The sequence below is a fragment of the Pseudomonas sp. UTLPPB19802 genome (genome assembly GCF_059730225.1).
Genome location: NZ_AP048545.1, coordinates 6,840,380 through 6,853,383, shown reverse-complemented (window position 1 = coordinate 6,853,383; position 13,004 = coordinate 6,840,380). Strand labels below are relative to the sequence as shown.

The following is a 13,004-nucleotide window of genomic DNA, read 5'->3' as shown; positions in this document are numbered from 1 at the left end:
ACCACTCGCAATCGTGATTTTGAAGAAATGTTGTAGTTATTACTACATTTTTTCCTTGAGTGATGCCTCGAAAAAAGGTATTTATCGTTTAACTTGATAAAAGAACAAACATCATGCCTTCGATAACGGTTGAACCGTGCACTTTTGCCTTGTTCGGCGCCCTTGGCGACCTCGCGCTGCGCAAGCTGTTTCCTGCCTTGTATCACCTCGATGGCGCCGGCCTGCTGCACGAGGACACGCGGATTCTCGCCCTGGCCCGTGAGCCGGGCAGCGTCGACGAGCACCTGGCGACCATCGCCAGCGATTTGCGCGAGTTCGTCGAGGCGAAGGAAATCGACGAAACGGTGGTCGAGCGTTTCCTCGGTCGCCTGAGCTACCTGCATGTAGACTTCCTCAAGGCCGACGACTACGTGGCCCTGGCCGATACCGTCGGTTCCAACGAACAACTGATCGCCTATTTCGCCACGCCCGCCGCGGTGTACGGCGCGATCTGCGAGAACCTGGCGAAGGTCGGCCTGGCCGAGAACACCCGGGTGGTACTGGAAAAACCGATCGGTTCGGACCTGGAGTCGTCGCGCAAGGTCAACGACGCAGTGGCGCAGTACTTCCCCGAGAACCGCACCTATCGCATCGACCACTACCTGGGCAAGGAAACGGTGCAGAACCTGATCGCCCTGCGTTTCGCCAACAGCCTGTTCGAGACCCAGTGGAACCAGCACTACATCTCCCACGTGGAAATCACCGTTGCCGAGAAGGTGGGCATCGAAGGCCGCTGGGGCTACTTCGACAAGGCCGGCCAACTGCGCGACATGATCCAGAACCACCTGCTGCAGCTGCTGTGCCTGATTGCCATGGACCCGCCGGCCGACCTGTCCGCCGACAGCATCCGTGACGAGAAGGTCAAGGTGCTCAAGGCCCTGGCGCCGATCAGCCCGGAAGGCCTGACCAACCAGGTGGTGCGCGGCCAGTACATCGCCGGACACAGTGACGGTCGGTCCGTGCCGGGCTACCTGGAAGAAGAGAACTCCAACACCCAGAGCGACACCGAGACCTTCGTTGCCCTGCGTGCCGACATCCGCAACTGGCGCTGGGCCGGCGTGCCGTTCTACCTGCGTACCGGCAAGCGCATGGCGCAGAAGCTGTCGCAGATCGTCATCCACTTCAAGGAACCGTCGCACTACATCTTCGCCCCCGAGCAGCGCCTGCAGATCAGCAACAAGCTGATCATCCGCCTGCAGCCGGACGAAGGCATTTCCCTGCGGGTGATGACCAAGGACCAGGGCCTGGACAAGGGCATGCAACTGCGCAGTGGCCCCTTGCAGTTGAATTTCTCCGACACCTACCACAGTGCCCGGATTCCCGATGCCTACGAGCGTCTGCTGCTGGAAGTGATGCATGGCAACCAGAACCTGTTTGTCCGTAAAGATGAAATCGAAGCCGCGTGGAAGTGGTGCGACCAGTTGATCGCCGGCTGGAAAAAGTCTGGTGATGCGCCCAAGCCGTACGCGGCCGGGTCCTGGGGGCCGATGAGCTCCATTGCACTGATCACGCGGGATGGGAGGTCGTGGTATGGCGATATCTGAATTGAAACTGCCCGAGGGCGTGACCGGGCACGAGTTCCGTACACCGGTGCTGTTGGCCGAGGGCCAGGCCGTGGCGGTCGCGCAACAGTTGCGCACGGCCATTGCCGAGCGTGGCGTGGCGACTCTGGTGGTCTCCGGCGGGCGCAGCCCGGTGGCGTTCTTCCAGAATCTGGCCAGGCAGGACCTGGACTGGAGCAAGGTAGTGGTCAGCCTGGCTGACGAGCGCTGGGTGCCGGTCGAGCATGCCGACAGCAATGCCGGGCTGCTCAAGCGCTACCTGTTGCAGGGTGCGGCGGCCAAGGCGCGTTTCATCGGCCTTTACAACGCCGCGGCGAACCTGGACGAAGCGGCGCAGCAGGCCGACCAGTTCCTCGCCGAATTGCCGGCCATCGACGTGCTGGTGCTGGGCATGGGGGACGACGGACACACCGCGTCGCTGTTCCCGGACAGCCCGAACCTGCAGGCCGCCTTGCAGGTGGACGGCAGCCGGCGAATCTGGCCGATGCTGGCACCGACCGTGCCGCACCAGCGGCTGACCATGAGCCGGGCGCTGCTGGCTTCGGCGAGTTTTACCGTATTGGCGATTTCCGGTCAGTCGAAGCTGACCACCCTGAATGCCGCGTTGGCGGGCGATGACCTCGCTGCCATGCCGGTTCGTGCGTTTCTGCAACAACCCCCCCTAGAGATTTACTGGTGCCCATGAGCCAAGGATCAGCCGCTATGACAAAAAATGCCCCGACCGTCTCCATGGCAGACAAGGTCGCCCTGATCGATGAGTTGTGCACCCGCGCACGGATCCTGCCGGTCATCACCATTGCCCGCGAACAGGACGTGCTGCCGCTGGCCGATGCGCTGGCGGCCGGTGGCCTCACCGCGCTGGAAGTGACCCTGCGTTCGCAGTATGGCCTCAAGGCCATCGAGATTCTGCGTGAGCAGCGTCCGGAACTGGTGACCGGTGCCGGTACCGTGCTCGATCGGCAGATGCTGGCGGCGGCGGAGGCGGCGGGCTCGCAGTTCATCGTCACCCCGGGCATTACCCGTGACCTGCTGGAGGCGAGTGTCGACAGCCCGGTTCCCTTGCTGCCGGGTATCAGCAGCGCCTCGGGGATCATGGAGGGCTACGCCCTCGGCTATCGCCGCTTCAAGCTGTTCCCGGCGGAAGTCAGCGGCGGCGTGGCGGCGATCAAGGCCCTGGGCGGGCCGTTTGGCGAAGTGAAATTCTGCCCGACCGGTGGTGTCGGCCCTGGCAACATCAAGAGCTACATGGCGCTGAAAAACGTCATGTGCGTGGGTGGCAGTTGGATGCTTGATCCGGAGTGGATCAAGAACGGCGACTGGGGCCGCATCCAGGAGTGCACGGCCGAGGCGTTGGCCTTGCTGGACTGATCCACCCTTACCGAATTCGTTGTGTGTTCTACGGCTTTACGGTGCGCTTGGTCGGCGCACCGTTTTTTTTTGCCCGGAGAAAGTGGAAGTCTCTTCGCGGATAAATCCTGCTCCTGCAGTCTTGAACCGCTCACAAACTCTGTGGGCGGTGCCGAACCCTGTGGGAGCTGGATTTATCCGCGAACAGGTTTCACCCCGAATCCGGATTCAAGCTCCCAGCTCGGCCAGCGCCTTGATCAGTTGGCCAATCTCCTGCACCGAGGTGGTAAACCCCGGTGTAACCCGGATGCACGGTCCGCAAGCCGAACCACTGCGGGTCACGGTGAACAGGTCGTACTCCTTGAGCAGTCGCTCGACCATCGCCTGCTGGTCGGCCTCGCGAGTGAAGCGCAGCGAAGTGATCGCACCGTACAGCCGCGGATCGTCCGGGGTCACCACCTCGATTCCGGGCATCTTGCGTGCTTCACTCACCCACAGGTCCCGCAGGTAGTTCAAGCGTGCGCCCTTGACTGTCGCGCCACCGATCTCCCGATGCTCGGCGAACACTGTCGGCAAGGTCATCAGCGCCGGAATGTTCGGTGTGCTGTGGGGCGTGCGCGAGCGTATGTCGTCGAGTGGAAAGTGCTGCTCGCCCATGTCAGGGTCGATGTCGGCCAGGCGCTCGGGCGCGATGTAGGTCACTCCCAGGCTCAGCGGCGCGCCGATCCATTTCTGCAGGTTGAAACCGGCGAACGCGACGCCCAGTTCCCGCAGGTCGAAGTCGAGTTGGCCGAGGGCGTGGGCGCCATCGAGAATCACTTCGACCCCATGCTCGGCGGCCGCCTCGACGATGGCCTGTACGGGCATCACCAGCCCGGTGCGATGGGTGACATGGGTCAGCGCCATCAGTTTCAGGCGTGGATGGTGTACGAACGCCTCGCGATAGCTCGCCAGCAAGGATTCGAAACTGGCCGGGTGCACGTGCTCGATACGAACCACCTGCACGCCGCGATAACGCTCCAAACAGTTCAGCGCGCCCTTGACCGTCTCGTACTCCAGGTCGCTGTAGAGTACCTGGTCGCCCGGTTGCAGCCGGTTGTAGTTGCGGATCAGTGTTTGCAGGGAGGCGGTGGCGTTCTGGCTGAAGGTGATCGCCTGGTCGCTCACCCCCATGAGGTCGGCCAGGTCGGTGCGAATGTCGACGATGCCGGTCTGGTCGAAATGTCGGCGGACATGCACCGAGTTGCTGCGGTTGATGAAGTCGATGTTGCGCTGGTACTCCTCGCGCACCCGGCGGGTCATGCGGCCGAAATAGCCGTTTTCCAGGTTGATCGGGCCGGGCTCGACTTCGTAGCGTTGGGCCACGGCTTGCCAGAAATGTTCGTCACGGACGTTGTTTTCAGTGCCAGGCATACGGGCCTTTCCTTGGTGCGCAGGGTTTCAGTGACGGGGCTTGGGTTTGCCGTGCTTGGCGCGTAGCGGATCGAGCAGGTCGGAAAGACCGTTGTGGTCGATCTCGTGCATCAATGCCAGCAGGCCGCCGAGTTCACCGTGAGGGAAGCCTTGGCGGGCGAACCAGTTCAGGTACGGTCCCGGCAGGTCGGCGAGAATCCGCCCCTGGTATTTACCGAAAGGCATTTCGCGAGTGACCAGCAGTTCGAGTTTCTCGGGATTCATGCAGCACGTGCCTCAAGTGTTCAAGCAAGGGGAAAATAACGGCATTCTGCATGCAGGCCAATTGACAGATCATGCAAATAACCGTGATACAGATTTTTGTTTTTTTATTAAGTCATTGAAAATAAAGACAAAAATTTTAAGCTAAAGGCTGGCATGGCGGGTGCAATGTACTACTCAACTTCCACCACCAGAAGGAATTGAGTCATGACCGATGTTAATAAAGAAGCCGTTTCGATCCTCAACGACCTGATCGAAGTCAGCAAGGACGGCCAGGAAGGCTTCAAGACCTGTGCCGAAGACATCAAGCATCCTGAGTTGAAGGCGCTGTTCGCCAAGCGCTCCAGCGAGTGTGCCGCCGCGGCTGCAGAACTGCAGGCCGAAGTGCGCAAGCTCGGTGGCGATCCCGAGACCTCCACCAGCGTATCCGGTGACTTGCATCGTCGTTGGGTCGATGTGAAAGCACTGTTCACCGGCAAGGGCGAAGAAGCGGTACTCAATGAGGCCGAGCGTGGTGAAGACCATGCCAAGAAAGCCTACCGCGAGGCGCTGGAAAAGTTGGCCAAGCACAACATGCTGGGCCTGCGTGATCTGGTCGATCGCCAGTACCAGGGCGTGCTGCGCAACCATGACCAGGTCAAGGCGCTGCGCAACATCGCTCGCGCGAGCTGAGTATCGGGTTGAACAAAAAACGCCGGCTTGCCGGCGTTTTTTCATGGGGAGCGTACGTGGCCAGGGCTCGTCCGAACGCCGAGAATGGCTCAGACGCCGCCGATGGTGATCGGTGGCGGGCTGGTCAGGGTCACGGTCTGCTGCTTGCGTGGCGCCAGGATTTCCGCCTCGCCATCCACGACCAGCTCATCGCGCTGGTTGAACACGCGTGTGGCGATACGCACGCGGAACTTCGGCAGCTTTTCGAGGATTTCCAGGCGTACGGTCAGGGTGTCACCGATTTTCACCGGTTTCTGGAAGCTCATCTGCTGGCCCAGGTAGATGGTGCCCGGCCCAGGCAACTCGCAGGCGACCGCCGCGCTGATCAGTGCGCCGCTGAACATGCCGTGGGCGATACGTTCCTTGAACATGCTCGCGGCGGCGAACTCGGCGTCCAGGTGCACCGGGTTGTGGTCGCCGGACATCGCGGCGAACAGCTGGATGTCGCGCTCTTCCACGGTCTTGCTGTAGTTGGCGGTCTGGCCGACTTCGAGTGCTTCGTAAGGGGTGTTGGTCACCTGGGTCATCTGATACCTGTCCTGTGAAGATATTTTTAAAATCAAACTGCTGATTTTAAACGATAGAAATTATTCGGCGTGCACCGGCCGACGATGCGAGAGGGTCTGTTCCAGCCACTGCAGCAGGTCATTGGTCACCTCATCGCGGTTGGTTTCATTGAAGAGTTCATGCCGCGCCTGAGGGTAGACGCTCAATTGCAGGTTCTGGCTACCTGCATTGCGCAATGCGTCAGCCAGATCCTGCAAACGCTTGCCTTCGCTGACCGGGTCATGCTCGCCACCCATCACCAGCAACGGCAGGCCGGGGTCGATCTGCGCCAGGTTGCTGGCCTTGCTGATCTGCTGCAGGCCGCCGAGCATGTCGATCCACATCTGGTTGGTGCAACGGAAGCCGCAGAGCGGGTCAGCGACGTATTTGTCGACCTCCATCGGATCGCGACTGAGCCAGTCGAACGCCGTGCGGTTGGGCTTGAAGGTCTTGTTGAACGAGCCGAACGACAGCCAGTCGATCAGTGCGCTACGGCCGGTCGGGCCCTGGCGCCAGCGTTCGAATCGGGCAATGGCACGGGCGGCGCGGTAGAGCGCCACGGGCTGGAAGTTCGAGCCGCTGAGTACTGCGCCCTGCAGGCTGGCGCTGTGATGCAGCAGGTAGGCCTGGGCGATATAGCTGCCCATGCTGTGGCCGAGCAGGATGATCGGCTTGCCCGGATGCTCTTCGCCAATGTGCTGGTTGAGGCTCGCCAGGTCGCTGACCACGGTGCTCCAGCCGTCCTGGTCGGCGTAGTGGCCGAGCACCGCGTGTTCGGCGGTCTTGCCATGCCCGCGCTGGTCGGGGGCATACAACCCGTACCCGGCCTCGCACAACGCCTTGGCCAGACGGGCATAACGCCCGCTGTGCTCGGCCATCCCATGGGACAGCATCACCAGCGCCACGGGCTCGCCCTGCGGCAACCAGCGATTGACGTAAAGGCGGCTGTGGTCACTCACGCTCAGCCAGAAAGTGTCATGGATCATGGCGATTCCCTTGCAGGACGATACGGGACAGCTGATGGAACAGGCAGTTGCCCCATTGTATAGCGCATCCTCGCCCAGGAAGCAGGCCAAGCTGCACATTGGCAGCAAGATTCATGATGTTAATGAGTGTGTCCCGCATATTTGCCTGATTCACCATTGCTGCTACCGTCCGCTGAGCAGCGCTTTTTCGCCTTGGCGAAGCGGCTCCGGATAGGCTCAGGCAAGAGGACAAGAACAATGCAACCTGATTTCTGGAATGACAAACGCCCGGCCGGCGTACCCGTGGACATCGAGATCGGTGCCTACAAGTCGGTCATCGAGGTTTTCGAGCGTTCCTGCAAGAAATTCGCCGATCGCCCGGCTTTCAGCAGCATGGGCGTGACCCTGACCTACGCTGAGCTGGAGCGCTACAGCGCAGCCTTCGCCGGCTACCTGCAAGCCAACACCGACCTGCGTCCGGGCGAGCGCATCGCGGTCCAGTTGCCCAACGTGCTGCATTATCCGATCGCCGTGTTCGGTGCCATGCGCGCCGGGCTGATCGTGGTCAACACCAACCCGCTGTACACCGTTCGCGAGATGCGCCATCAGTTCAAGGACTCCGGCGCCAGGGCGCTGGTCTACCTGAACCTGTTCGGCTCGCGGGTCGAGGAGGTGTTGCCCGACACCGGGATCGAGTTCCTGATCGAAGCGAAGATGGGCGACCTGATGTCGCCGGCCAAGGGCTGGCTGACCAACCTGGTGGTCGACAAGGTGAAGAAGCTCGTGCCGCCCTACCGGTTGCCCCAGGCGATTTCGTTCAAGAGTGCCTTGCACATGGGCCGCGGCCAGGGCATCCAGCCACAGCAGGCCGGTCTCGACGACATCGCGGTGCTGCAGTACACCGGTGGCACCACCGGCCTGGCCAAGGGCGCGATGCTGACCCACGGCAACCTGGTGGCGAACATGCAGCAGGCGCGGGCCTGCATGTCCCAGACGGGAGCCGATGGTCATCCGTTGCTCAAGGAAGGCCAGGAGGTGATCATCGCGCCGCTGCCGCTGTACCACATCTATGCATTCACCGCGCATTGCATGTGCATGATGGTCACCGGCAATCACAACGTGCTGATCGGCAATCCACGGGACATCGGCGGTTTCATCAAGGAGCTGAAGAAGTGGCGCTTCTCCGCGTTGCTGGGGCTCAACACCCTGTTCGTCGCGCTGATGGAGCATCCGGAGTTCAAGCACCTGGACTTCTCCGCCCTCAAGCTGACCAACTCCGGCGGCACCGCGCTGGTCCGGGCCACGGCCGATCGCTGGCAGAAATCCACGGGCTGTCGCATCACCGAGGGCTACGGGCTGACCGAGACCTCGCCGGTTGCCTGCACCAACCCCTATGGTGACCTCGGGCGCCTGGGCACGGTCGGCCTGCCGATACCGGGCACCACCTTGAAAGTCATCGACGACAACGGCGTCGAGCAGCCGCTGGGGCAGCCGGGCGAGTTGTGCATCAAGGGGCCGCAGGTGATGAAGGGCTACTGGCAGCAACCGCAGGCGACGGCCGAGGTGCTGGACGGCGAGGGCTGGTTCAAGACCGGCGACATCGCGGTGATCGACCCGGATGGCTTCGTGCGCATCGTCGACCGCAAGAAGGACATGATCATCGTCTCCGGTTTCAACGTGTACCCCAATGAAATCGAAGACGTCGTGATGGCCCACCCGAAAGTCGCCAACTGCGCGGTGATCGGCGTGCCGGACGAGCGTTCCGGCGAAGCGGTGAAGCTGTTCGTGGTGGCGCGGGAGGCGGGCGTCAGCGTCGAGGAACTCAAGGCCTACTGCAAGGAGAATTTCACCGCCTACAAGGTACCCAAGCATATCGTGCTGCGTGATTCGTTGCCGATGACGCCGGTGGGAAAGATTCTGCGGCGGGAGTTGCGTGATATCGCCTAGCGGGGAATAGCGGCGGTCTTTCGCGCCTATTCGCGGGCAAGCTCTGCTCCTACAGTTCGGTGTCGTCGTATCAACAAGACGTACGACACAGAACTGTAGGAGCAGGGCTTGCCCGCGAGGCTTTTGAGGCCTGAAAACCCCGTGCTAGAGCGAAAAATCGCGCAAGTAGAACTTTTGCTCTAAAATGACCGATTAGTATTCTTGAGTCATGTTTATGACTGTAGGGGCCGTGTTTGGCTCTAGTCGACCCTCGGCAAAGCTGCTACTCTCGGCGCGCTTTGTGACTTCTCGGCGTAGGTTAAAGCCAGATCACCCAATAACAAACACAGACAAATAATAATCGCATCAAATGCGGTGCTGAATTCGCGTTGCTGAGGAGTGGGCTTCCATGATCGAAGACTTTTGGAAGGATAAGTACCCAACTGGGATTGCTGCCGAAATCAATCCAGATGAGTACCCGAATGTTCAGACGGTATTGAAACAGTCTTGCCAACGATTCGCCAGCAAGCCTGCCTTCAGCAACCTCGGCAAGACGCTCACCTATGGTGAGCTGTATGAGTTGTCCGGGGCCTTTGCCGCCTACCTGCAACAACACACGGACCTGCAGCCCGGCGACCGCATCGCCCTGCAGTTGCCGAACCTGCTGCAATACCCGATCGCCGTATTCGGTGCCATTCGCGCCGGGCTGATCGTGGTCAACACCAACCCGCTGTACACCGCGCGGGAAATGGAACACCAGTTCAACGACTCCGGCGCCAAGGCCCTGGTATGCCTGGCGAACATGGCGCACCTGGCCGAGGCCGTGGTGCCCAAGACCGGCGTTCGGCATGTCATCGTCACCGAAGTGGCGGACATGCTGCCGCCGCTCAAGCGCCTGCTGATCAACAGCGTCGTCAAGTACGTGAAGAAGATGGTGCCGGCCTATCACCTGCCCAAGGCCGTCAAGTTCAATGATGTGCTGAGCAAGGGCCTTGGCCAGCCGGTCAAGGAAGCCAATCCGGCCAGCAGCGATGTGGCAGTGTTGCAGTACACCGGCGGGACCACCGGCGTGGCCAAGGGCGCGATGCTGACCCATCGCAACCTGGTGTCGAACATGCTGCAGTGCCGGGCACTGATGGGGTCTGAGCTCAAGGAAGGCTGCGAGATCGTCATCACGCCGTTGCCGCTCTACCACATCTACGCGTTCACCTTTCACTGCATGGCGGTCATGCTGCTGGGCAACCACAACATCCTGATCAGCAACCCGCGCGACCTGCCGGCGATGGTCAAGGAACTGTCGAAGTGGAAGTTCAGTGCCTTTGTCGGCCTCAACACCCTGTTCGTCGCGCTGTGCAACAGCGAGGCGTTTCGCAAGCTGGACTTCTCCGCACTCAAGGTCACCCTTTCGGGCGGCATGGCGTTGCAGTTGGCAGCGTCCGAGCGCTGGAAGGCCGTGACCGGCTGCTCCATCTGCGAAGGCTACGGCATGACCGAGACGAGCCCGGTGGCGTCGGTCAACCCGAGCCAGAACATCCAGCAGGGCACTATCGGCATTCCGGTGCCATCGACGCTGTGCAAGGTGATCAACGACGAAGGCGTCGAGCAGCCGCTCGGTGAAATCGGCGAGCTGTGCATCAAGGGCCCGCAGGTCATGAAGGGCTATTGGCAGCGCCAGGATGCCACCGACGAGATCCTCGACAGCGAAGGCTGGCTGAAGACCGGTGACATCGCGATCATCCAGCCGGATGGCTACATGCGGATCGTCGATCGCAAGAAGGACATGATCCTGGTGTCGGGCTTCAACGTCTATCCGAACGAACTGGAAGACGTGCTGGCGACCTTGCCGGGTGTGCTGCAGTGCGCGGCCATCGGCGTGCCGGACGAGAAGTCGGGTGAAGTGATCAAGATCTTCATCGTCGCCAAGCCGGGTGTGACCCTGACCAAGGAGCAGGTGATGGAACACATGCGCGCCAACGTGACCGGCTACAAGGTGCCCAAGTCCGTCGAGTTCCGCGATGCGCTGCCGACCACCAACGTCGGCAAGATCCTGCGCCGCGAGCTGCGTGACGAAGAACTGAAGAAGCTGGGCCTGAAGAAAACCGCCTGACGCTGCCGAAACGACAAAGCCCCGCATTGCGGGGCTTTGTCGTTCATGAGGCACTCTGCGAGTGGGCTTTCGATGTTGTGGCGAGCGGGCTCGCCCGCGCTAGGCTGCGAGGCAGCCGCAAACCAGACACCGCCATTTACCCTGACAGAATGGGGATTGCCGATTTCAGGGGCGCTTCGCGCCCCAGCGCGGGCAAGCCCGTTCGCTACACGAGCCCGTAAGCGACACGCTTGGTCTACTGCTGGAACTGCGCGAAATTCACGCCGGTGCCATTGGGGCGCACGTCCTGGAGAAACGCGTCCTTGTCCGCGCTCAGTTCCAGGCTCACGGTCGGCTTGCGCTTGCCGGCGTTGCGGACCTCCATGCCCTCGAGCTTCTCGCGCAGGAATACCGTTGGCACCTTCAGGTGCAGCAATTGGTCGGTGCTCGGCGTGTGCAGCAGCAGATGCACCCACTCGTACTGCCCGATCGCCAGGCGTCCCAGCGGGATGTCGAACCACCAGATATTCCGGTTGCGGCTCAGTTCGGTGAAGTGGCAGTTGTTCGTGCCCAGTACCGCCCCGCCCAGTTCCTGGTTCCTGCGGGCGATCGCCTGCTTTTTATCGAGTTTCATCAATTTCCTACCGTTATCGATCTTCAGCGCCGTAGCCTGAATCTGCTGCCTATTCTCGGGGGTTGGCCGGCAAACATAAAGGTAAACCTGCCTGCTGCGACGAAACAGCCGACGAAAAAAAATGAAACTCCCGGCAAGGGAAGCGGGTCAACCTTGTGTAGCGACACTGATACCCCGCAATTTCCCCATGGAGAAATATCATGAGCAGCACTGGCGATAAGATCAAAGGCACGGCAAACGAAGCGGTTGGTAACGTCAAGCAGGGCATCGGCAAGGCCACCGACAACGACCGGCTGCGCGCCGAAGGCAAGGCCCAGGAGCTGAAGGGCGAAGCCCAGAAGGCCAAGGGCAACGTCAAGGAGTCGATCAAGAAAGGCATCGACCGGGCGTGAAGCCCTGATCGATGATCGACCGAACGGCCATCCAAGGATGGCCGTTCTGCTGTTTCGGCAAGCGCATACCCAATCCGGAAATTGTTTAGCGCTTGCCAACTGCGCTACCGTGAGTGAAAACCCGCCCTTGAGTCGCTTGCTGACTGACTCCGTGATTGCGGCGAAAGGAGACGCTATGATTTTTCCGGACTTGCGGGGCCTGCCCCTGCACCGCGTGCTGATACGTACGGTCAAGGAGTTCGTCGACGACGAAATGCCGACCTATGCTTCGGCGCTGGCCTACCAGATGCTGTTTTCGCTGTTTCCCTTCCTGCTGTTCCTGATCGCCCTCATCGGTTTCCTGCACCTGCCGGATTTTTTCAGTTGGTTGCGCACGCAATCGGAACTGGTGCTGCCACCCCAGGCGCTGGATCAGGTCAATCCGGTGATCGATCAGTTGCAGCAATCCAAGGGGGGGCTGCTGTCGGTGGGTATCGTCATCGCGTTGTGGACCGCCTCGGCGGGCGTGCGCCTGATGATGAGCGCGATGAACGCCGCCTACGACGTGCCTGAGGGCCGACCGATCTGGAAGCGCCTGCCGCTGTCGATCCTCTACACCGTGGGTATCGCCGGCATGCTGCTGGCCGCCGCCGCGCTGATGGTGCTCGGGCCGCAGGTGATGAGCTGGCTGGCCGGGCAGATCGGCATGGAGGAGTTTGTCGTCACGCTTTGGACCATTCTGCGCTGGCCGGTGATCGTGATCCTGCTGATGTTTTCCGTGGCGCTGATGTACTACGTGATGCCGGACGTGAAGCAGAAATTCGTGTTCATTACCCCAGGCTCGGTGCTGGCGGTGGTGGTGTGGATCGTCGCTTCCCTGGGTTTTGGCTACTACGTGAAAACCTTTGCCGACTACAACGCGATGTATGGCAGTATCGGTGCGATCATCGTGTTGCTGCTGTATTTCTACATCTCGGCGGCGGTGCTGCTGCTGGGCGCGGAGATGAACGCGGTGATCGAACACATGTCGTCCGAAGGCAAGGACCCCGGCGAGAAGGATTTCCCCGAACAGGACGACCGGGCGCCGGTCCATGTACTGGGGCACGAACACTCCCTCAAACCGACCACTGACGAAACCTGATC

At 61.0% G+C, this 13,004-nt stretch carries 13 protein-coding genes; 8 read left to right on the top strand and 5 right to left on the bottom strand.

Annotation, left to right across the window (positions count from 1 at the left end; translation table 11 throughout):
• Positions 1-113: 113 nt before the first annotated feature.
• From zwf to AC6I6U_RS30210, 3 genes are read left to right on the top strand one after another with little or no spacing between them, the layout of a single operon-like run.
• Positions 114-1,583, top strand: a complete 1,470-nt coding sequence (zwf, locus tag AC6I6U_RS30220) for a glucose-6-phosphate dehydrogenase (protein ID WP_497879596.1) — start codon at positions 114-116, stop codon at positions 1,581-1,583.
• The gene (gene pgl, locus AC6I6U_RS30215; RefSeq protein ID WP_497879595.1) at positions 1,570-2,286 is read left to right on the top strand and encodes a 6-phosphogluconolactonase; all 717 of its coding nucleotides are present in this window, start codon (positions 1,570-1,572) and stop codon (positions 2,284-2,286) included. The genes zwf and pgl overlap by 14 nt, the downstream gene beginning before the upstream one ends.
• A gap of 17 nt (positions 2,287-2,303) precedes the next feature.
• Positions 2,304-2,969 (top strand): bifunctional 4-hydroxy-2-oxoglutarate aldolase/2-dehydro-3-deoxy-phosphogluconate aldolase, encoded by a 666-nt coding sequence (locus AC6I6U_RS30210; RefSeq protein WP_497879594.1) that lies wholly within the window; start codon positions 2,304-2,306, stop codon positions 2,967-2,969.
• Positions 2,970-3,176: 207 nt separating this feature from the next.
• Here the strand turns inward: AC6I6U_RS30210 and AC6I6U_RS30205 are convergent, their stop codons facing one another.
• Both AC6I6U_RS30205 and AC6I6U_RS30200 read right to left on the bottom strand, forming a co-directional pair.
• A complete protein-coding gene (locus AC6I6U_RS30205; protein WP_497879593.1) occupies positions 3,177-4,361 on the bottom strand; it encodes an aminotransferase class V-fold PLP-dependent enzyme in 1,185 nt (394 codons plus the stop codon).
• A 27-nt stretch (positions 4,362-4,388) separates the two neighbouring features.
• Complete coding sequence (locus tag AC6I6U_RS30200; protein WP_497879592.1) at positions 4,389-4,625, bottom strand: DUF3820 family protein; 237 nt, start codon at positions 4,623-4,625, stop codon at positions 4,389-4,391.
• 204 nt (positions 4,626-4,829) lie between these two features.
• Here AC6I6U_RS30200 and AC6I6U_RS30195 point away from each other — a divergent pair, with 204 nt between their 5' ends.
• Positions 4,830-5,294 carry a PA2169 family four-helix-bundle protein gene (locus tag AC6I6U_RS30195; protein ID WP_497879591.1) on the top strand — a complete coding sequence of 155 codons (465 nt, stop codon included), beginning with the start codon at positions 4,830-4,832 and terminating at the stop codon, positions 5,292-5,294.
• Between the two features lie 89 nt (positions 5,295-5,383).
• On the opposite strand, the gene AC6I6U_RS30190 is transcribed toward AC6I6U_RS30195, so the two are convergent.
• Together AC6I6U_RS30190 and AC6I6U_RS30185 are read right to left on the bottom strand one after the other, a co-directional pair.
• Positions 5,384-5,860 carry a MaoC family dehydratase gene (locus tag AC6I6U_RS30190; RefSeq protein ID WP_497879590.1) on the bottom strand — a complete coding sequence of 159 codons (477 nt, stop codon included), beginning with the start codon at positions 5,858-5,860 and terminating at the stop codon, positions 5,384-5,386.
• 60 nt (positions 5,861-5,920) lie between these two features.
• Positions 5,921-6,865: an alpha/beta hydrolase gene (locus AC6I6U_RS30185; protein ID WP_497879589.1), complete on the bottom strand. Its 945-nt coding sequence runs from the start codon at positions 6,863-6,865 to the stop codon at positions 5,921-5,923.
• Between the two features lie 237 nt (positions 6,866-7,102).
• Here AC6I6U_RS30185 and fadD2 point away from each other — a divergent pair, with 237 nt between their 5' ends.
• Positions 7,103-8,791 (top strand): long-chain-fatty-acid--CoA ligase FadD2, encoded by a 1,689-nt coding sequence (gene fadD2, locus AC6I6U_RS30180; RefSeq protein WP_497879588.1) that lies wholly within the window; start codon positions 7,103-7,105, stop codon positions 8,789-8,791.
• 388 nt (positions 8,792-9,179) lie between these two features.
• Positions 9,180-10,877 carry a long-chain-fatty-acid--CoA ligase FadD1 gene (gene fadD1, locus AC6I6U_RS30175; RefSeq protein ID WP_497879587.1) on the top strand — a complete coding sequence of 566 codons (1,698 nt, stop codon included), beginning with the start codon at positions 9,180-9,182 and terminating at the stop codon, positions 10,875-10,877.
• A 235-nt stretch (positions 10,878-11,112) separates the two neighbouring features.
• Here the strand turns inward: fadD1 and AC6I6U_RS30170 are convergent, their stop codons facing one another.
• Positions 11,113-11,490 (bottom strand): hypothetical protein, encoded by a 378-nt coding sequence (locus AC6I6U_RS30170; RefSeq protein WP_497879586.1) that lies wholly within the window; start codon positions 11,488-11,490, stop codon positions 11,113-11,115.
• A gap of 200 nt (positions 11,491-11,690) precedes the next feature.
• On the opposite strand from AC6I6U_RS30170, the gene AC6I6U_RS30165 reads away from it, so the two are divergent.
• Both AC6I6U_RS30165 and AC6I6U_RS30160 read left to right on the top strand, forming a co-directional pair.
• Positions 11,691-11,882 (top strand): CsbD family protein, encoded by a 192-nt coding sequence (locus tag AC6I6U_RS30165; RefSeq protein WP_497879585.1) that lies wholly within the window; start codon positions 11,691-11,693, stop codon positions 11,880-11,882.
• Between the two features lie 175 nt (positions 11,883-12,057).
• On the top strand, positions 12,058-13,002 hold the full coding sequence (locus tag AC6I6U_RS30160; RefSeq protein ID WP_497879584.1) for a YihY/virulence factor BrkB family protein: 945 nt from the start codon (positions 12,058-12,060) through the stop codon (positions 13,000-13,002).
• The last annotated feature ends 2 nt before the right edge of the window (positions 13,003-13,004 follow it).

What these genes read in the sequence shown, in the direction of transcription:
- zwf (WP_497879596.1), top strand. Translation starts at nt 114, where the DNA reads ATGCCTTCGATAACGGTTGAACCGTGCACTTTTGCCTTGTTCGGCGCC.
- pgl (WP_497879595.1), top strand. Translation starts at nt 1,570, where the DNA reads ATGGCGATATCTGAATTGAAACTGCCCGAGGGCGTGACCGGGCACGAG.
- AC6I6U_RS30210 (WP_497879594.1), top strand. Translation starts at nt 2,304, where the DNA reads ATGACAAAAAATGCCCCGACCGTCTCCATGGCAGACAAGGTCGCCCTG.
- AC6I6U_RS30205 (WP_497879593.1), bottom strand. Translation starts at nt 4,361, where the DNA reads ATGCCTGGCACTGAAAACAACGTCCGTGACGAACATTTCTGGCAAGCC.
- AC6I6U_RS30200 (WP_497879592.1), bottom strand. Translation starts at nt 4,625, where the DNA reads ATGAATCCCGAGAAACTCGAACTGCTGGTCACTCGCGAAATGCCTTTC.
- AC6I6U_RS30195 (WP_497879591.1), top strand. Translation starts at nt 4,830, where the DNA reads ATGACCGATGTTAATAAAGAAGCCGTTTCGATCCTCAACGACCTGATC.
- AC6I6U_RS30190 (WP_497879590.1), bottom strand. Translation starts at nt 5,860, where the DNA reads ATGACCCAGGTGACCAACACCCCTTACGAAGCACTCGAAGTCGGCCAG.
- AC6I6U_RS30185 (WP_497879589.1), bottom strand. Translation starts at nt 6,865, where the DNA reads ATGATCCATGACACTTTCTGGCTGAGCGTGAGTGACCACAGCCGCCTT.
- fadD2 (WP_497879588.1), top strand. Translation starts at nt 7,103, where the DNA reads ATGCAACCTGATTTCTGGAATGACAAACGCCCGGCCGGCGTACCCGTG.
- fadD1 (WP_497879587.1), top strand. Translation starts at nt 9,180, where the DNA reads ATGATCGAAGACTTTTGGAAGGATAAGTACCCAACTGGGATTGCTGCC.
- AC6I6U_RS30170 (WP_497879586.1), bottom strand. Translation starts at nt 11,490, where the DNA reads ATGAAACTCGATAAAAAGCAGGCGATCGCCCGCAGGAACCAGGAACTG.
- AC6I6U_RS30165 (WP_497879585.1), top strand. Translation starts at nt 11,691, where the DNA reads ATGAGCAGCACTGGCGATAAGATCAAAGGCACGGCAAACGAAGCGGTT.
- AC6I6U_RS30160 (WP_497879584.1), top strand. Translation starts at nt 12,058, where the DNA reads ATGATTTTTCCGGACTTGCGGGGCCTGCCCCTGCACCGCGTGCTGATA.